Origin of the sequence: Polaribacter sp. SA4-12 (assembly GCF_002163675.1) — a bacterium.
In the GTDB taxonomy this organism is placed as follows: Bacteria; Bacteroidota; Bacteroidia; order Flavobacteriales; family Flavobacteriaceae; genus Polaribacter.
In genome coordinates this window covers 173,264-194,213 of the sequence record NZ_CP019334.1, presented here as the reverse complement: position 1 = coordinate 194,213, position 20,950 = coordinate 173,264, and the positions used below count along the sequence as shown (strand labels likewise).

Here is a 20,950-nt window from a genome sequence, read left to right as displayed (position 1 = left end):
AATTATTGAATTGTTTAAAAGTTGAATCGTAAAAACGGTTGATTTAGTAACCCAACTGAAAACTGTGACTGTAAACTGCTACTTTACAACTACTGAATACTAGTAATTATTCTTGTTTCTCCTTTTACCATTTTTGCTACAGGACATTTACCTGCAATTACAAGTAACCTTTTTCTTTGCTCTTCTGTTACTTCTTTTTCAAAGGAAATTTCTTCGGTTAAAGACCTTTCGTTATTTTCTATAACTTGAGAAACGTTTACCGTTATTTCGCCAACATCCCAACCTTTTCTTTCTGCATACATTCTTAAAGTGATTGAAACACAACCACCAATTGCAGTTAATAAATATTCTACAGGTGTTGGTCCATTATCATCTCCTCCTGCAGAAACAGGTTCATCAATTACAGAAAAATGATTTCTCACTTTTGCTTCTGCTAAATAATGTTTGTTTGTTAAAACTACTTTAGAATTCACCATTAGTTCAATTTTTTAGAAGTTATATATGATGTAATTAGAAATACCATTGCTAATATTGCTCCCATTTGTTCGCCATCGCTAATCATTATGTGTGCGAAAAAAGCAAAAATAAATGCGAAGAAAAAACCTGCATACGCCCATTCTTTAATCGTTTTATTAGCGACAAACCATAACGCAACCAAACCTAATAATTTTGCAATTGCATATGGATAAATAATATAGGTTGGATACCCAAAATTAGTAAACATACCTGCTACTTCTGCGTGATTGAAAAAATACATTCCTGCAGAGAAAAGCATTAATAAAGTTAATAATGCTGTAGAAACGTAGTATATAATTTTTGTAGTTTTCATCTTGAGTGTTTTTAAATTCAGGACAAAGTTACAAAAAATAAAACTATTTACCAAGGAGAATAAATCCAAGGAAATATAATTCAATACTTTAAAAAGATATGAACTATATATTTTCTAAAAATTTAAAACAAATAGGAACTTAGAAAACATAGACATACTCTAATTTTCTAAGAATTGGCAAACAAGTTTAGCCCTGATTGAAATGGCATCCTTTTTTTGTTTTTTACAAAAAAAGATATAATGGAAAGCAGGAAATAGCTTCAAAAAAAATTACTTATTATTCTTAATCGAATCTATTTGTTTCTGAAGTTTTTCTATTTCTTTACGCTTTATTTCTTGCTTTGAAAGTAACTTAATAGAATCTAAGATTTGTTGATTTTTTTCTAAAACGGTGTGCTCTTTTTCGAAATAAACATTTGAACCTTCACTCGTTCTCCAAGCTTCGTTTAATTGGTTATACAATTCCTCATTCCAAGTACTTGGTTTCTTAGCATTTATCCAAACTACATCTCTATATTCACTATCTACCAAAGCTAAATCTGGTGTTGCAGAACCATCAAATTGTTCTGGATTATTAGCACTAATCGTAGAAACGGTACCTAAGAAAAACATACGTTTTCTACCCGCAATTTTTTTAATATAAGGTCTAAATTCTACTGGCGTATTAGAATTCCAATCGTATTCTTTTTTAGATTCTTTCACTTTTAAAGGCATTGCAGAAACACCTGCATATCCTTCTTTTTTTGCAGCGTGATTATATAAATACAATTTATTTGTACCATCTGCAGGAATAAAAACACTGTAACTTAAACTTGTTCTCTCATCGCCAACTGGCTCTAAACCAAACCAGTGATAAAGTCCACTGAATGCTTCTGTTTTTGTATCAGAAAAATCGAAATCGGTTACATATGGTTGTGAATTTTGGTCTTTTGGGGCAGTAGGAATTTTTACTGCGCTTTCCATATTCCAAGGTAAAGGATCTGAAAACCCTGCTAAAAACTTTAAACTCTCTGCTTGCAAACGCGATACTTTTTCTGATAATGTATTTTGCTTTGTCAAGTATGCGTAGTTTTTCATTTCATCAGGAGAAATATATGTTCCTTTTCCGATTGTGATTCTTTCTAGATAATCTTTAAAATCGTGTTCACCATTTTCAATCACCATAACTCCACCAAAAGTTGGATAAGGGAAAAAGAATCCTTTCCATTTTATCAAACTGACAACCTCAACCCAAGCACCTTTATCATTTTTCATATAATAAGTATCACTTGGCTCGTAATTGAACAACATCCAAGGATTTAGACGCTGTACAACAGCATTATAAGTGTTTCTACTAAATTTTAAAGATTCACCAATAGAAAATGTTACTGGAATTCTATTTTCGCTAGAAAAACGTGGAAAAGGTGTTGTACTTGACACAGAAAAAACTTCTTCTGTATTGTCTTTTATTCCTTGCCAAACATACTTTTCTGTTGGCTGAATTGCCATTGTCCATTGATTTTTTCCATCAACTCTTACCAAATGTGGCAATGAAACATCTTTGGTTTCTCCTACAGATTCATTCGCCATAGAAAAAATATTTCTTAGCGGCTGAATTCTCTCATTTTGTGTTAATGGTAATTCGTTAATTTCAATCTTATTTAAATCATTAAAAACATTATAAGTTTTCATATAATCGTACATTTTAGAATGCCAACCTACAAAATAGACAGCACCAAAGAAGATTGATAATAAAAATAAAATTCCTATTCGACCTCCTACACTTGCTGAGCTTCTAAATTTTCTTAAACCTAAAAAAAGAATGATTAAACATAGTAAAATGATGAAAATAAATTTTCTAAAGAACAACAATGCTGGTTGATAATTATCTCTTAAAAAGAATAATAATCCTATTAATATAATACTAAAAAAGACAACTCTTTTCTTTTGCTTTGCTCCTTTACTCCAATAATTTTTTAACATCTTTATAAGATTGAAGTATGAAGTGGGATGTTTGAAGTTTCTCACTCATACTTAATTAATTTAATTCTTACTTTTCTTCCAACTTCATTCTTCCAACTTGTTACTACTTTAAAAATCCTTTATCCTTCAAACGTTCTCTAGCACTCTTTTCTTCTACTTTTGGTTCTTCTTTAGTTTCTACAACTGTTTCTTTTGTCTGTAAATCTTCAATAAAGTCTTTTCCTTTTTCTACAACTTCATTAAATTTATCTTCAATAGATTCTGTTTGCTCTTCTATAATTTCTGATGATTTAAAAATAAAACTGGCAATATAAGTTCCTATTAAAGTACCTACAATCATAGATGCGAATAATGAAATTGCAGTATAATTAATTGGGATTAAAAATTGAAAAACTAAAATTGCAATCAGAAAAAATGAAGTAATAAAAACCAATCTTAAAATAAGATTCTGTTGATATACAAATCCTTTTTTATTAGTCGATTTCATTTGTAGTTCTTTAGAATTCATCAATTTATTAAAAAACCGATACACTTTATTTCCTTGTGATTCTCTCCAATAAATAACAACCCCAAATAGAATTGATGCGATAAATATGATGATTTCTAATGTCATAGTTTCTTTTTAAAAAGTTGGAAGTTGGAAGGAAGTGGTTGGAAGTTTCTTACTCAGGTTGAAAATATTTATTCTTCCACACTCTCTTTCAAACTTAATTATTTTATTTTGTTTATGTACGCAATTGTCATATTCATTAAATCAAAACAGTTTTTATAAAATCTATCGAAATCATTTTTTGATAAATAATTTCTTCTAATAGCCTTGTGTAAACAAGTAACAACCTCTGCTAAAGAACGAATTGAATATCCTAAAAACTTTCTATATTCAGCGTTTGATTGCAAAATAGATCCTTCTGAGATATTTAAAGCTACTGAATCTGATGCTCTTCTTAATTGAGAAGATAAATTATAAATCTCTTCTTTTGGAAAAGCTTTTGATAAAATATTCATCTGCTCACCTAAATCCATCGATTTTTGCCAAATTATTAAATTTTCAAACTTAAAACTCATCCTTTTTCTTTATATAAATATACAATTTTATTTCTTCAATCTTTCATACTTCAAACTCCAAACTTCAACTTAAAATCTACTCAAAATAGTCTCTATTACCCATTCTTGGGTTGAATTTTCTAAAGTTTTATAAATTTCATAAAACTGTTCTTTATCATACCAATACAGAAATAACACATCTTTTGGAACAACATCTATCAACAAACTCCAAATTAAATCTTGATGATTTGGTTTTAAAGATGAATGTGGTTTATGTAATGCAATATAAATTTCTTCTTCTATAACTTCCTTCGGTTGTAACCTTTTCGAAACTTTCTGTTTTTCTATAAAGCGCTCAACACTCATCACTTTTTTTCTTGATGAAATATCAATTTTATTTAAATAACTTTTAAACAAAATGCCATCTTGTAAAATTTCTTTTATTGGATGTGAAGTTTCTTTCAAATAAAATGAAAATATAAATTTCTGAATTCTGCTATATCTTTTTTTAGTAGTTTCATCTTCTAAATCAAACTCAATCACATTATAACTTACTAATTTATCTATCATTTCTGAATGAGAAATATGATACATCAATACATCGTAAGTAGTATCTTTAATAGCTTCTTTATAAGTCTCTTCTTTTTCAAAAATTAGAATAGGAGTTGCTAAATCTCTCAATAAATAAACGCCTCCAAAAGCTTTTGTATAAAAAGAATCTGAAGTAAAAGTAATCTCTTCAATATTGAGGTTTCTTTCTCTTAAATCTCCATATTTTTTTGCTGATGATAAAAGTTGCTGATGAATTTCTTCATCAATAAAATTATCCTCATAATTAAATACCTCAACTAACTTTAACTGTTCCTTTTTAGCTTTATCTAAGTTATCTATTAAATGAAATTTAATAACAATATCTTTATATCTTAAAACATCTAAAGGTTCATAAAACACATCAATTTTTTGATCAAACTCAATACAAATAGCAGAATCTCTTGTAATATCGTTAATTGTTTTTTCGTGTTTTTTAAACACTTCTTTCATCAATGCTGCATCAAAAGAATGAAACGGATTATAAACTGGTAATCCCTTCTGTTTTGGAGTAATTATAATAGCGTGCGTGTTAGCTTCACCATTATTCAGATAGAAAACTTCTCTTTTTTCTTCTGCAATTTCTGGGCTCCAACCTATTCCGTCAATTGAAAATTTATCTAATTTGGTTTCTGTAAAACCTAACTTTAATAAACATTTATTGTAGCGTTCTACCAATTTTCCACTAATGGAAATTGACTCACTTCTGTATAAATTTGCTTGTTTTAGTTTTTGCATTTTTTCTTTTTGTCATTCCTGTGAAAACAGGAATCTATTTTGATTAATATGGATTCCTGCCTGCGCAGGAATGACAGATTTAATTATTCTACCAATTTATGAATTTGTGCATATTGTAATAATACAATCGTTCTTGTATCAACAATTTCTCCTTTTTCTAACATTCTTACAGCTTCAGTAAAAGGCATTTCTAAAACTTCGATATCTTCTGTTTCACTCTCTAATCCTCCACCTTCACTCACTTTCATATCATCTGTATATTCACCTACAAAAAAGTGCATTTTTTCAGTTAAAACTCCAGGAGACGAATAACCTTCATAAACTTTTTTAACAGATTTTAAACGAATTCCAACTTCTTCTTCTGTTTCTCTAATAACACATTGTTCAGGATTATCTTCGTCTAATAAGCCTGCAGGAATTTCAATTAAAAAACCATTTTTATTGTCGTGTAAAAAAGTCGGCATTCTAAATTGCTTTATCAAAACAACCGTTTTTTTAGTTGTGTTGTATAACAAAATTCCAGCTCCATGACCACGTTCATAAACTTCACGCATTTGGTTTACCCAACTTCCATCAGACATTTGATAATCAAACTTAAACTTATTAAGCGTGTAATAATTATCTGATAATAATGTCTTTTTTATATTTTTAACGCGATTATTATTCATTTTCAAAATTTCTTCTAGCTTCTAAATCTATATTCATTTGATTTACTCTTGCATCAACCTTTCTCTTAAAATCTGTATCTGCAATTGTTGCTACATTGTCTAAATAACGAACAACTTCTTGTCTTCTAATTTCAGAAAAGTTTAAACCTTTCATATTCCCTTTCATCAATTCTTGCAACATGTTAAACTTCGTTTGATAGTCTTTTTTGAAATACGTTTCAGGGTTTTCAAACCAATCTTGTTCTAAATCAAAATCTGTTAATCGCAATGAAATTGCTGATTGAATATTACGAACGTCTCTTGATGAAAAGAATGGAAATATTTTCTGAATTTCTTTATATAAAATGGCAAAGAATAAATGCTCATTTGATCTATGGTTTTTTTCTGCTCTATCATATGCTTCCAATACTCTTTCTTCGGATGGTTTTTCTACAGCACCCAAAATATCTCCCATATTTTTTGCCAATCCTTGGTCTTTTAAATACTCGTAACTAGCAGGATTTTGCATATTCACAAAATCGGGCATTGTTTTTTCGAACTTTTTCCACCAAATATAATCCTGATCTAAGAAATCATTTTCTGTTCTGGCTCCATCAATTTTAAATCTTCCTTGTACACGAGAAATTACAGCTTTGTCTAACATTTCTGGAAGATTTGTAAATAACCCAATTGAAGAATTACCATAATTTACAGCATAAGCGCCTTCTGTATAGCGTAAGAAAACACCTATAACTTCTTTAACTCCTGCAGAAACACCTTGTGCAGTTCTTTCTTGTAAATTATTTTCTGCATCATCAATTGGCGCAAAAATTAACTTTGTAGGATCTTGCATGGGCTTCATCCATTCTACCATTTTTTCTGCTGAACCTCCTTGAAAAGTAGAAATCAATGTATCTGGCATTGGATGAAATAAAAATGGAATGTCTAAATGATCTGAATGTTCTTTTAAACGTGTTGCAATTGCTGCGATTAACATCGATTTTCCTGTTCCTGGAATTCCATATCCCATAAAAACGGGCATAAAACCTCCTAATTCTTGAAACGGATTTTTCTTTGCTTCAAAATCGTAACTCAACATTCTTTCTGTTAATCTACGTGCAAAATGTTTTGCATCTTTATTACCTACAATTTGCTCAAACTGAATTTTATTAAATTCAATACTTTTTGCGGTTCCAGAAAATGAGTTTTCCCAACCTGAAACAGCAAAATCAGAATTTTCTAATTTATACGTTCTATCTACAATTGTCTCAGTATATTCTAAACTGCTTTTACGTAATTGAATTTCATCAATTAAAGCTTCAAAATAAACCACTGTAAAATCGATAACATCTTTGTCTGATTTTACAATATCTGGATGCCCTAAATATTTATCAAAATAAAATAAAGAACACGCAATTCCTTTTAAGGGCGATAAAAGTGAAACTTCTGGAATACCTGCAAATTTCTGTTTCATAACAGATAAATCATCTGAAGCATGTGGTTTTAAATCGTGTAAAACTTTATACGAAGTTGCAAATAGTTGAAAAGCAGTTGCCGTTTGCATTTTACTTTCAAACTCACGTTTTCCATGAGAATCTAATGCTGATTTACGCTCATTTAAAGACGATAAACCTGATGCATTATAATAATTATCTTTAATCCAAATTCCTAATGTAAGACCTTCTTGAACTGCATATAAAGTCTGATTCAAATACACAGGAATCGCAATGGAATCTGGTAAAAGTCTTTTCTTTAATGCTAAAATAGTTTTAGAAACTGATGTAATTTCTAAATTGCTTCCATTATTTGCTCTTGACAAATACAATAAAATTGAATCGTCTTTTGCATCATTTTCTTTACTTTTTGCTCTATTACCTTGCTCCCATTGAACACTTTTTAAATAACCAGAAGCTTCATCACGAAGCATATCTAATTCATTTTGTTTGATAGGAAAAGTTGAATTGTGTTCCATTTTTTTTAGTTTTCAGTTTACAGTTTCAGTAAGCAGTTCTGAACACTGCTACTGTGACTGCCTACTTTATATTTTATCAATATTTAAATCAGACATTTGAATCGGTTGTTTTGCCAACTTATCTAATTCACTTGGAGTTTGATTATGCAATAATTGAATGATTCTATGCGGTGCAAAAACATATTTTTGTTTGATAACATCACTCCATTTTTGCATTGTTTGTTTAGAGAAAAACCCTCCTTCTGTAAAAGTATCTCCAGAATAAACGGCATCAATTTTTAATGATAAAGCATACGATTCTAAAGGAATATCTTTACGTGCAATTCCACCTAAAATAGCGTGGGTAATTTCGTTTTCGTCTTTTGCAAACACATTATGAAAAGGACCTAAATCGATTCTTTTAATATATTTTGGTTGAATTTTCGGTAATCTTCTATCAATAGAATACGCCATTGTATCTAAAGACATATCTCTATCTGCACTTTCTTTTAATACTTGATATATATTCTCTTTTTCATCATTAATTCGATGACCATCATAGGTGAAATACATATAACAAATGTATGGTCTGTTTGTACTCACATCGTAGAAACTCCAACTTGTCATTAGGTTTCCATTCTTGTTTTTAGGTGTTTCAATAATTTTACCTTGTACAAATCTATTGAAAATATATTTCTGATTTACAGATTGATAATACACAATTGAAGATGCTTGGAAAAGTTTGCTTCTTTTAATTGGCTGCTTCTTTTTTAATAAAGTTTCTAAAAACTCTTCTTTTAAGGTTTCTTTACCTTTTAGTTTACCTGCATATTCATTTTTTAATTCTAAATCGTTATACAAGAACCTGAATTCTAAATAATTAGGAAAACCAGAATCTGTTAAATCAACTTTCATATTATCTTCTTCATCATACATATATTTAATACGCATTGCTTCTATTGAATATAATAATAAGTCTGAATATTGTTTAAAAAGGAGCAACTCTTGATGTGAACATAATTGTTCTTGCTGAACACTTACGATGAGTTCTTTCAAAACAAAATCTACCATTTTATGATAAAAAACGTATTGCTCTTTAGAGTTTAAGATTGCTGAATCTAAAGGTGTTGTAATCATATTTTTTTTTAGTTTTCAGTATTCAGTCACAGTTTACAGTCATCAACTAACTGCAAACTGAAACTGTAAACTGTTTACTATATCATTTTAATATTCTATTAACTGACAAATATGCCTGCGTTAAGGATTGAAATGGCATCCTTTTTCTTTTTCAGAAAAAGATATAATGGAAAGCCTGACCTTCTTTTTGTTTTTCAAAAAAGAGGGTAACGCCCAAATTGTTATTTTTTATTTAAAAACAAATTGCTTCGTTCCTCTCAAATGACGTTAACTTAATAAATCGTCGTTTGAAGTATCTGCTTTGGGTTTTTCTGCCGGAGCATCATCACCTTTGGGAGCATTTGCATCTGCTTTGTAATAGTCTTCGAAAATTTCTTTCATGTCTATTCCATATCTGTCTGCAAAGTTCTTTTGAATGTCGATATCTTTTTCACGAATTTCTTGTAACGCCTCTGCATAAGAGCCATAAACGCCACTCATTACTTTTTCGTGAACAGGAATATTTTCCATCATTTCTTGACGAGCTCTTGCACTTGCAGAATGCATAGATGCTAAAGTTTCACCAATATGTTCATCTGTTTTTACACCTAAATGTTCTAAAATTGCAGCAAATTCTTGATCTGTTCTTGCCTTTAAAGCAACTACATAACCATCGTAATATTTTAATCTTTCTTCAGTATCTGACTTTAATTTTGCTCTGTGCGTTTGTAAATTAGAACGTAAAGAAGTTAATACTTTAATCGTTAAATTATGTTTGTGCACAAAACTATCTTTACTGGCAGCTAAGGTTGTGTAAGCGTTCTTAAGACCTTCTAACTCTTCTACTTTTTGCTCAATGACTGTCATTTTACCAATTGCTTCAGAATATGCTGTTGATTGTTTATCTGCAATTTCTTCTAATTCTTGACGAGATTGTTTTAACAAAGCATATTGTTCTTCCAACTTATCTTCTACTTCTTTCTTCTTTTCTAAAGCTCTTGTATGGTTTTTAGAAGCTTCTACAATTGCATCTTTTAGCTTCTCTTCTACTTCTTTAATCTCTACTTCTCTATTTTTTAAACGTGTAACTGCTGCTTGAGATTTGTATGAAAGTTCGCTTAATAAAGTTTGAATATCTGCACTTTCTATACGTTGTTGAAATAATGCTTTTGCTTTATTATCTGCTCCCGCTCTTAGTTTTTCTGCTACTGCAAATTCTGCTTCTTCTTTTTTAATTTTAGATTTTCTTCCCCATAAATTATTCCACCAAGTATCTGCTTTGTTTTGTGCGTCTTCTAATTCGATTCTTGCTCTTTCTAAACCTTTTTGAGCATCATCAATCACTTTTTGTTCATCTGGGTTTAATGCTGAAAACTTCTCGAACATTATACCAACTTCATCTTGATAATCTGTTAAATCTTTAATTGCATCTAAAAGCGTAGTTCTATCTTTTTCTGCCATATTTACAACATCATCTAATGTTGCATTTAGTATTTTCTGACGAGATTCGGGATCATCTTCTTGCGCTAATTTAGACTTCATTGTATCTATAGCTTTCCCCCAGTTTACATCTACTTTTTCCGTTTTTTCGTTTGAATTCGTTTCTAGTAAGTCAAAATCATCAGACATAGTTATTCTTTATTTTTTAAGGTTGAACAATTTTTTAGAGAAGCAATTTCGTTAAAAATTTTGAAATAAAACAAAATTGTTTCTAAATATATGTAGTTGCTAAACCTTTTTTGTTACAAGAAGTCTAATGTTTTTTATAATCTTTATTAATTTCTTGCTACTTTTAACAATTAATTCCCTTTTTGAAACACTCTATGTTTAAATATAAATTATCAATCTTACTTATTGCAATATTTAGTTTAATGAGTATTAAAAATGTTCAGGCTCAATTGAGTAAAAAACACTTTATTCCACCATTAACATACGCAGAAACCGGAAATGCGAATCCTGAAAATCAATATTTTTATATCTCTACACCAAGTAACAAAAGTGTTAGTTATACAATTAAACAAATTGGGGTAACGGGTAGTGATATTACAGGTTTTGTTTCAAGTACTTCTCCAGAGGAAATTTTTATAGGCAGTGGTGATAGTCAACTTTTTGTAGATTCTAGAACTACAAGTGTTGTTCATAATGATAAAGGGTATATTATTGAAGCTGATGACGTAATTTATGTTTCTATACGTGTTTTAGCTGGTGGAGGAGCGCAAGCTGGAGCTTTAGTTAGTAAAGGTGCATCTGCTTTAGGAACAACTTTTAGAGCAGGAATGTATACAAATGAAAATCCGCAAGATAATTACTTGAATTTTATATCTGTAATGGCTACAGAAAATAATACACAAGTAATTTTTGATGATTTAAGAACAGGTATCTCTATTAAAAACTCTACGAATGATGGGTCATCTCCAATATCAATTACTTTAAATGAAGGCGAAAGTTATATTATAGCTACTAATGCTTCGGAAAGCATTATTAATAAAAATGCTTTAATCGGAGCTTTAATAACTTCTGACAAGGATATTGTTACTAACATTGGTTCTGCCAATGGAAGTTTTCATAATGGAGGTGGAAGAGATTATGGAATAGACCAGATTGTTGGTGTAGATAAAATTGGTAGCGAATATATTTTTGTAAAAGGAGATGGTTCTGATGGATGGGAAAATGTTTTGATTGTAAGTCATGAAGATGACACTACAGTTAAAATTAACGGTGGTAATACTTTTGGCCCATTAAATAAAGGAGATTATATTTTAATAGAAGGAATTAATTACAATACAAATGGTAACATGTATATTGAAACTTCGAAACCAGCTTTTGCTTATCAAGGAATTGGAGCCAACAACAGCGATGCCAACCAAGGTTTATTTTTTGTACCACCTTTAAGTTGTGAAAACAGAGGAAAAGTAGATAACATTCCTAAGATAGAAAGTATTGGTTCAATAAACTTTACAGGTGGCGTTACTATTGTAACTAACAAAAATGCAACTGTTAATATTAATTCTCTACCAATATCAAGTTTCACAACTTCAGGCCCTTTTAATGTTGATGGAAATACAGAATATGTAACATATAAAGTAACCAATTTAACTGGTGATATTTCTATTGAAAGTAGTGGCGAATTGTATTGTGCCTATTTTAATCAAAATGGAGCTGCAAGTTCTGGTAGTTTTTACTCAGGATTTCCTTCATCTCCTGAAATTAATTTTGACGCAACAGTTTCTACATTAGGAAACTGTATTCCAAATATAACTTTAGAAGCTGCTAATACAGAACTTTTTGATGAATTTGAATGGTTTTTTGATGATGAAACTGGTGGCGGTTTTGTTTCCACAGGAAATACAGATCCAACTTTCATTCCTACAAACCCAGGAAGATATCAACTTGTTGGAAAAATAATATGTTCTGGAGCTACTTTTAAATCTTTAGAAGTTCCTGTAAGTATTTGTCCTGATGATTTTGATGGAGATTTAATTATTGACAATTTAGATGATGATATTGATAATGATGGAATTCTTAATTGCGATGAATCAATTGGAAATGCCGCTTTAAATATTGCTGATATTAATAATCCTAGTATTGTTTTTATAGATAGCTCAACAAATAATTCTACAACTAGCATTTACACTGAGACCGAAGTTAGTAATACTTTTTCTGGTGATAATTTAGGGGATTTTGAATCAGTAATTAATCCTGCTACAGACACTAAACTAAAGTATGAACTAAAATTTGCTCAAAATGTCAATTTTAAATTCACACAAAATAAAACTACAGATCACGTCATTTCTAATGGTGAATATTTTATACTAAAAATCGGCCCTAACAATAAAAACATTACACTTTTAGACCCTGATGACCAACTTTTAATAGACACTAATTTTGATGGTGAATTTGAAACTGGAGTAACTTACATTTCCTCTTCAGAAATTTGGTTTAAATATGTAGCAAATACAACAGGTGATACAAGTACCTTTCAATTTATAGCAAATCAAGTAAACCAAATTGATTTTAAACATCAATCTACTGGTATTTCTGCAGCCTCTACTTTTAACGGAAACATTCAATTAACTTGTTTTTCTTTAGATTCTGATGGTGATGGAATTGAAAACATGTTTGATTTAGATTCTGATAATGATGGAATTCCTGACTTTTATGAAACTGCAATTGATACTGATTCTGATGGAATATTGAATTACTTAGATTTAGATTCTGATAATGATGGAATATTTGATTCTACAGAAGCTGGTCATAATTTAGCTGATACAGATTTAGATGGAACTATAGACAACGCAAGCACAACAATTGGTATTAATGGTTTGGTTGATAATTTAGAGTTAATTCCTGATGATAAAACGCTCGCCATTAATTTTACAATTATAGACACAGATTCAGATGGAATTTTTAACTTTTTAGAATTAGACTCAGATAATGATTTGTGTTTTGATGTAACTGAAGCTGGTTTTACAGAAAATGGTTCTGGAGTTTTAAACGCAACTCCATTTATGGTTGATAATAAAGGAATAATAATTAATAATTTAGATGGCTATACAACCCCAAATGCAAATTATACAACAGCTGCTCCTATCACTTTAAACACTACTTTTAATGATGTTTCTTTTTGTGAGAATTCTATTGAAATAATTACGATAGATTCTACTGCAGATAGTTTTCAATGGGAAGTTTCTACCGATGGCACAACCTGGAATGCAATTACGGATAATGTTATTTATAACGGAACAACGACGGCTAATTTACAGGTTTCAAACATCCCTTTAACATACAATAGCTATCAATACAGAGTGCTGTTAAATAGAACTGGTAATAGCTGTACAACAACATCAAATGCAATAACTTTAACTGTTAATCCATTACCAATTCCGAAAGAAAACCCAACAGAATTAAAACAATGTGATTCTGACCCTGACAAGCAAACAACCTTCAATTTAACATTAGCAGAAAGTAATATTTCTGACAATGCAAAAGATACTTTTCAATATTTTGCTACAGAAGTTGATGCAAATGCAGGTGTTCCAGAAGTAACAGACAAAACGAGTTATTTTGTAGACACAACTGGTGAAGCTTGGGTAAGAACAGTTTCTGAATTTGGTTGTTACGCAATATCTCAAATCAATTTAACGGTTAGCTACACGCCTAACGAACCTTATGAAGAAACTTTTTTAGAATGTGATGATTTTTTAGATATTGATGGAAATAATACCACAGCAAATTCTGATACAGATGGAATTACTTTTTTCGATTTTAGTTCTGCTCCTAGTCAAATTTCTATCGATCCGGATATTAAAATAGAGTTTTATGAAACTGAATTAGATAGAACACAGTCTATTAATGAAATTCAACTTTTGCAAAATATTTCTCAATATAGAAACAATAACATTCCAAATACAACTGGAAATAAATTTCCTATATTTTACAAATTAATTAGTAAATCGAATAACGATTGTTCAGGTTTAGGGCAAATTTTTTTACAAATAAAACCAGTTCCTTTAGCAAATACACCAATGGATATTAATCTTTGTGATGATGATGCATCTGGTAGCACTTTAGATGGTGAAAATATTGGCATTAACCTTAGAGATAATATTGATGCTATTTTAGGAGCTACACAAACTGAAGTAGATTATATCGTTTCTTTTCATACTTCTGAAAATGGTGCAAATACAAATGTAGATATTATTACAAATGATACTAATTTTACAAATGCTACTCAAACGGGTTTTACTTTAGGTGATATTAGTGAACAAACTATTTATATTAGAGTTCAAGACAGAAACGCAACTACACAATGTTTTAATGACCACGTATCTTTTAAAATAATAGTGAATCCTATTCCTGCTGTTTCTAACACAATCACACCTTTTGCTGTTTGTGATATTGTTACTCCTTCTGATAGTGATACAAGAAACAGAATTGCTCAAAATATTGATTTAACCTCGAAAAGCACTGAAATTTTAGATGGTAAAATAAATCATAGAGTTGCCTATTATGCAACCCAACAAGATGCAGAAAATGATAACGAAATTTCAAACCCGACTGTTTTTCAAAATATAACGAGTGAAACTAATTTTCCTGCTGATTTTAATACCGATGCGCCAGGAATTGAAACCATCTTCTTTAAAATATTTGATTTAGGAGGAAATATGTGTGAATCTGTCTTTGCTACTTTTCAATTATTAATCTATCCAGAACCTAATATTCCTATCAATATTTCTGATTATTCTGACTGTGATAACACTTCAGATAGTTTTGCTGATGATGCAAATGGGATTAATGGAGACATCACTCTAAAAAATAAAATACCAGAAATTCTGGTTAATTATTTGCCTTCTGAATTTGCAGATTTCTCTGTTACTTTTTATACTTCTTTAGCAGATGCTGAAGCTGAAGCTGGAAACATGGCTTTAGCGCTTGATGAAAATATCTTTGAAAATAATGCAAACAACCAAACGATTTATGTGCGTGTAGAAAACACAAAGAACACACCAATTGCTTGTGTACATACTGGTTTGTTTTTTAATATCAACATAAAACCAATTCCAGATTTTACAGTGATGGGAGAAGAAGATATTGATACGCCACAAATTGTTTGTTTAAATGATACTCCGCTTACTTTAGAAGCTGAAAACCCAGCTGCAACCTATAATTATACTTGGACAGATGAAATAGGAACTACTTTAGGAACAAACTCAACTCTAGAAGTGACAAGTGCAGGAAAATACACTGTAATCGCTACAGATCAATCTCCTGATGCTTGTTCAAGAAAAAGAATAATAGTCGTTAATGAGTCTAATATTGCAATATTAGACGAAAGTTTTATCACCATTATTGATGAATCTAATACCATTAGTAGTAATGATAATATTTCTATTTCCATAGATACTATAAGTAATGATTTAGGTCCTGGAGATTATCAATTTGCTCTTAGAAATGATGATAATGGAGATCGTTTTCCTATAATTGGATTTCAGGATGAACCGTTATTTGAGAATCTTGAAGGTGGTATTTATACCATAATTGTAAATGATAAAAATGGATGTTCTCCGGATACTGAATTGCAAATATCTGTAATTCAATTTCCAAAATTCTTTACGCCAAATGGCGATGGGAAAAATGATACTTGGGTAATTAAAGGTGCGAATAAAACGTTCTATCCTAATAGTAGCATCAATATTTTTAACCGATTTGGAAAATTAGTGGCACAAGTACCAATTGATAGTCAAGGTTGGAATGGAACTTATGATAGTAAAACATTGCCTTCTGATGATTATTGGTTTAATATTCAGTTAATTCCTGCAGATACTAGTAAATCTCCAATACTCAAAAAAGGTCATTTTTCACTTTTAAGAAAATAGAAAAAATCTTTACAAACTTTAATCTTTAATAGTATCTAAAAGTATCATTCTATCTTTTTCTGACGAGATTCATCATCATCATCATCATCATCATCATCATCATCTTATTATTATTCTGCTAATTTAGGTTTCAAGGTGTCAATTGATTACACCAATTTAGATCTACATTTTCAGTTATTCGTTAGCACAAGTTTTTGTAAATGAAAATTATCAGACATCATTAATTTGTGTTTTTCTTTAATTGAAGATTTTTTTAGACAAAACTATTTCATTAAAAATTTCGAAATAAAACAAAATCAACTCTAAATATTTATAGTTGTTAAATCTTAGTTGCTTCATCTTTCTTATTTAAGGGATAAACATTCGTTATTTCACTATATTGTGCCCTTCTAAAAAACAACTATGAGATTACTTCTTTCATTTATTATTTTAATGTTTACATTTAGTACTAACGCACAACTTATTGAAGTTAATAAATCTGGAGAAGTAGCATCTGAATATTCACTACAACAACTTATAGAAAATGTATTAATATCCGGTGATTGTGCAGAAATTGATTCATTTGAATCAATTCAAACCGGAACACCTACAGAAATATCAACTAAAAGTTATGGTTTTTTTAATAGAGGAGCAAATACTAGTTTCCCTTTTAATAAAGGAATAATGTTAACTTCAGGAAGAGCACAACACGCAGGAAATAATTTAATTACAAATACTTTAGATATAACTAACGGCACGCTAGGTGATGCCGATTTAGAAACAGCTTTAGGAGTAGTCAACACTCAAGATGCAACTTTCATTAAGTTTAACTTTAAAACATATAATGACACTATTAGTTTTAGGTTTTTAATGGCATCTGAAGAATATAACATGAATACTGAATGCTCTTTTGCTGATAGTTTTGCTTTTTTATTAAGAGAAGTTGGTACTAAAACTTATACAAACTTAGCTGTATTACCAGATGGTACACCAATTAGTACAACAAATATAAATAACGCTCCTGCCTGTGCAGATAATATAGCCTTTTTTGAAGGCTATAATCTAGGAGACACAAATTATGGTGGTAGAACAAAAGTATTAACTGCAATTTCTAATGTTACTCCTGGAGTTATTTATGAAATAAAATTAGTAATTGCAGATCAAGGAGATAGTGAATGGGATTCTGCCGTTTTTTTAGAGGCAGGAAGTTTTAATTTAGGTATCGATTTAGGAGAAGACCTTTTAACAAAAAACAACAATGCTGCTTGTGGAACATATCTAACATTAGATGCGTCTATAACTGCAAATGACTATCAATGGTTTAAAGATGGTGTTATTATACCAGGAGCAATAAACCAAACGTATGATGCTAATTTAGGAAATGGTGTTTATAAAGTAGAAACAAGTTTTGGAACAGTAGGTTGTAAAACATCCGGAGAAATTAAAATAGAATTTGTAACTAGCCCTATTGCGAACAAACCAAAAGACATATCTTATTGTGATAGTGATGGTGATGGTTTTAATACTTTTGATTTTAATACAGAAATAACTTCTCAAGTTTTAAATGGACAAAACACTACAGATTTTGAAGTATTATATTTTGATACTTTAAATAAAGCTACAGAAAATATTACTGGCTCAAATTTACCAAATTCCTATACCAATAACACTGCATTTAATTCTCAACAAATTTATGCTAGAATACATCACAGAAATTCCCCAACAACTTGTTTTGCAACTACAAACTTCAATCTTTCTGTAAATGACTTACCAAAACCTATTCAACCAACAGTTTACAGATTGTGTGATGATACTGCAAGTGCTGGTGGTAATACAGATGGTATTACAAACAACTTTATATTAAGCTCTAAAGATGCTGAAATTTTAGGAACCTTAAGCGCAACGCAATATGCTGTTTCTTATCATACTCTTTTAGCAGATGCTCAAACTAGTAGCACAACAAATGCAATTGATAAAAATACAGATTATCAGGTTAATAACTCACAAAATATTTATGTAAGAGTAGAAAACATAGACAATGCAAATTGTAATACTGTTTCAGATGATACTGCTGGTAGTTTATTTATGTCTTTTCAATTAATTGTAGATGCTTTACCTATTATAAAAACAAACCCTGTTATCATCAAACAATGTGATGATAACCCTGATTTAATAACAACTTTCAACTTAACAGAAGCTGAAATTAGTATTTCTGATAATAGAGCTAATGAAACTTTTGAATATTATGCTTCACAAGCTGAAGCTATTGCAGGTACTCCAGAAGTTGCTGATAAATTAAGATATCCTGTTTCTAATACTGGAGAAGCTTGGGTTAGAACAATCTCAGAATTTGGTTGTTACAGAATTTCTAAAATAGAATTGATTGTTTCTTTTGCAGGTGACGTTAATTACTCCAGAAGTTTTATTGAATGTGATGATTTATTAGATGCTGATGGAAATAATACTGCTGCAAACTCTGATACTGATGGAATTTCATTCTTTGATTTTAGTGAAGCTGAACAAGAAATTTTAGACCTATTTCCTGTATTAATCCAACCAAATTTAGAAGTATTATTCTACGAGTCAACTGCAGATAGAACTGCCTCTATAAATGAAATTCCTGACATATCAAATCATAGAAATAACAATGATCCTGCATATGCAAACACTCAAACTATTTTTGTAAGAATAAAAAACAAAGTAAATAACGATTGTACTGGTATTGGCCAATTTACTTTAACTGTAAATTCTACTCCTTTAGCAAATGCACCAATAGATCTTAATCTGTGTGATGATGATGCATCTGGAAGTACTGTAGATGGTGAAAATTCTGGCATTAATCTTAGAGATAATGTTGATGAAATTTTAGGAGCTACACAAACCGAAACAGATTATATTGTTTCTTTTCACACTTCTGCAACAGGTGCAAATACAAATACAGATATTATTACAAACGATACTAATTTTACAAATTCTGCTCAAACTGGTTTTGCTTTGGGGGATATTAGTGAACAAATTATTTATGTCCGTGTTCAAAACAGAAATGGAGCTACACAATGTTTTAATGATCATGTATCTTTTAAAATAATTGTGAATCCTGTTCCAACAGTTTCTAATACAATCACTCCTTTTGCTGTTTGTGATATTATTACTCCTTCTGATAGTGATCCTCGAAATAGAGTTGCTCAAAATATTGATTTAACTTCAAAAGACATTGAAATTTTAGATGGTAAAATAAATCATAGAGTTGCTTATTACGCAACACAACAAGATGCACAAGATGGTAACGAAATATCAAATCCTACTGTTTTTCAAAATATTACAAGTGAAACTAATTTTCCTGCTGATTTTTCTACGGATGATCCTGGTATAGAAACCATCTTCTTTAAAGTATTTGATTTAGGAGGAAATATGTGTGAATCTGTCTTTGCTACTTTTCAATTATTAATCTATCCAGAACCAAATATTCCTATCAATATTTCTGATTATTCTGACTGTGATAATACTTCAGATAGTTTTGCTGATGATGCAAATGGGATTAATGGTGACATCACTCTAAAAAATAAAATACCAGAAATTCTGGTTAACTATTTACCATCTGAATTTGCAGATTTCTCTGTTACTTTTTATACTTCTTTAGCAGATGCTGAAGCTGGAAACATGGCTTTAGCGCTTGATGAAAACATCTTTGAGAATAACGCGAACAACCAAACGATTTATGTGCGTGTAGAAAACACAAAAAACACACCAATTGCTTGTGTGCATACTGGTTTGTCTTTTAATATCAACATAAAACCAATTCCGAATTTTACAGTGATGGGGGAAGAAGATATTGATACGCCACAAATTGTTTGTTTAAATGACACTCCGCTTACTTTAGAAGCTGAAAATCCTGCTGCAACATATGATTATACTTGGACTGATCAAGCTGGAACAACTTTAGGAACTGACGTAACTTTAGACGTTACAACTGGAGGAAAATATACTATAATTGCTACTGATCAATCTCCTGATGGTTGTTCTAGAAAAAGAATAATTGTGGTTAATGAGTCTAATGTTGCAATATTAAAAGAGAGTTTTATCACCATAATTGATGAATCTAATACTATTAGTAGCAATGATAATATTTCTATTTCCATAGATACTATAAGTAATGATTTAGGTCCTGGAGATTATCAATTTGCTCTTAGAAATGATGATAATGGAGATCGTTTTCCTATAATTGGATTTCAAGATGAACCACTTTTCGAGAATCTTGAAGGTGGTATTTATACCATAATTGTAAATGATAAAAATGGTTGTTCTCCGGATACTGAATTGCAAATATCTGTCATTCAATTCCCAAAATTCTTTACGCCAAATGGCGATGGAAAAAATGATACTTGGATAATTAAAGGTGCTAATAAGACTTTTTACCCAAATAGTAGCATCAATATTTTTAACCGATTTGGAAAATTAGTGGCACAAGTACCAATTGATAGTCAAGGTTGGAACGGAACTTATAATAGTAAAACATTGCCTTCTGATGATTACTGGTTTAATATTCAGCTAATTCCTGCAGATACTAGTAAATCTCCAATACTCAATAAAGGTCATTTTTCATTACTAAGGAGGTAAAATAATTAACAAAATAAACATATAACACTTTGAGAAAAAACTTATTAAAAAGTGGTTTTATATAAAAGTTAATTAAAAAATTATCTAATACAATTTTCTTGTT

Annotated in this window: 12 protein-coding genes; 2 read left to right on the top strand and 10 right to left on the bottom strand. The window is 30.2% G+C overall.

From position 1 onward, the window contains the following. Positions 1-89: 89 nt before the first annotated feature. From BTO07_RS00845 to BTO07_RS00800, 10 genes are all read right to left on the bottom strand, one after another. Positions 90-476, bottom strand: a complete 387-nt coding sequence (locus tag BTO07_RS00845; RefSeq protein WP_087519417.1) for an OsmC family protein — start codon at positions 474-476, stop codon at positions 90-92. After that, positions 476-829: a DoxX family protein gene (locus BTO07_RS00840; RefSeq protein ID WP_087519416.1), complete on the bottom strand. Its 354-nt coding sequence runs from the start codon at positions 827-829 to the stop codon at positions 476-478. Before BTO07_RS00840 ends, BTO07_RS00845 begins: the two co-directional genes overlap by 1 nt. 270 nt (positions 830-1,099) lie before the next feature. Beyond that, positions 1,100-2,791, bottom strand: a complete 1,692-nt coding sequence (locus BTO07_RS00835; protein WP_087519415.1) for a hypothetical protein — start codon at positions 2,789-2,791, stop codon at positions 1,100-1,102. A 103-nt stretch (positions 2,792-2,894) separates the two neighbouring features. Further along, positions 2,895-3,404 carry a hypothetical protein gene (locus tag BTO07_RS00830; protein ID WP_087519414.1) on the bottom strand — a complete coding sequence of 170 codons (510 nt, stop codon included), beginning with the start codon at positions 3,402-3,404 and terminating at the stop codon, positions 2,895-2,897. A gap of 98 nt (positions 3,405-3,502) precedes the next feature. Further along, positions 3,503-3,856 (bottom strand): four helix bundle protein, encoded by a 354-nt coding sequence (locus BTO07_RS00825; protein WP_087519413.1) that lies wholly within the window; start codon positions 3,854-3,856, stop codon positions 3,503-3,505. A 69-nt stretch (positions 3,857-3,925) separates the two neighbouring features. After that, complete coding sequence (locus BTO07_RS00820) at positions 3,926-5,161, bottom strand: DUF6638 family protein (RefSeq protein WP_087519412.1); 1,236 nt, start codon at positions 5,159-5,161, stop codon at positions 3,926-3,928. 83 nt (positions 5,162-5,244) lie between these two features. Next, positions 5,245-5,829: an NUDIX domain-containing protein gene (locus BTO07_RS00815; RefSeq protein ID WP_087519411.1), complete on the bottom strand. Its 585-nt coding sequence runs from the start codon at positions 5,827-5,829 to the stop codon at positions 5,245-5,247. Beyond that, positions 5,822-7,780, bottom strand: a complete 1,959-nt coding sequence (locus tag BTO07_RS00810; protein ID WP_087519410.1) for an AAA family ATPase — start codon at positions 7,778-7,780, stop codon at positions 5,822-5,824. Before BTO07_RS00810 ends, BTO07_RS00815 begins: the two co-directional genes overlap by 8 nt. A gap of 66 nt (positions 7,781-7,846) precedes the next feature. Beyond that, entirely contained in the window at positions 7,847-8,896 is a 1,050-nt protein-coding gene (locus BTO07_RS00805; protein ID WP_087519409.1) for a hypothetical protein, read from the bottom strand. Between the two features lie 267 nt (positions 8,897-9,163). After that, complete coding sequence (locus tag BTO07_RS00800) at positions 9,164-10,504, bottom strand: microtubule-binding protein (protein WP_087519408.1); 1,341 nt, start codon at positions 10,502-10,504, stop codon at positions 9,164-9,166. A gap of 242 nt (positions 10,505-10,746) precedes the next feature. Between BTO07_RS00800 and BTO07_RS00795 the strand changes: the two genes are divergently transcribed. Next, positions 10,747-16,251, top strand: coding sequence for a T9SS type B sorting domain-containing protein (locus tag BTO07_RS00795; RefSeq protein ID WP_198342491.1), 5,505 nt, complete (start codon positions 10,747-10,749; stop codon positions 16,249-16,251). A gap of 402 nt (positions 16,252-16,653) precedes the next feature. Next, the gene (locus BTO07_RS00790) at positions 16,654-20,847 is read left to right on the top strand and encodes a T9SS type B sorting domain-containing protein (protein ID WP_087519406.1); all 4,194 of its coding nucleotides are present in this window, start codon (positions 16,654-16,656) and stop codon (positions 20,845-20,847) included. Positions 20,848-20,950 lie beyond the last annotated feature (103 nt).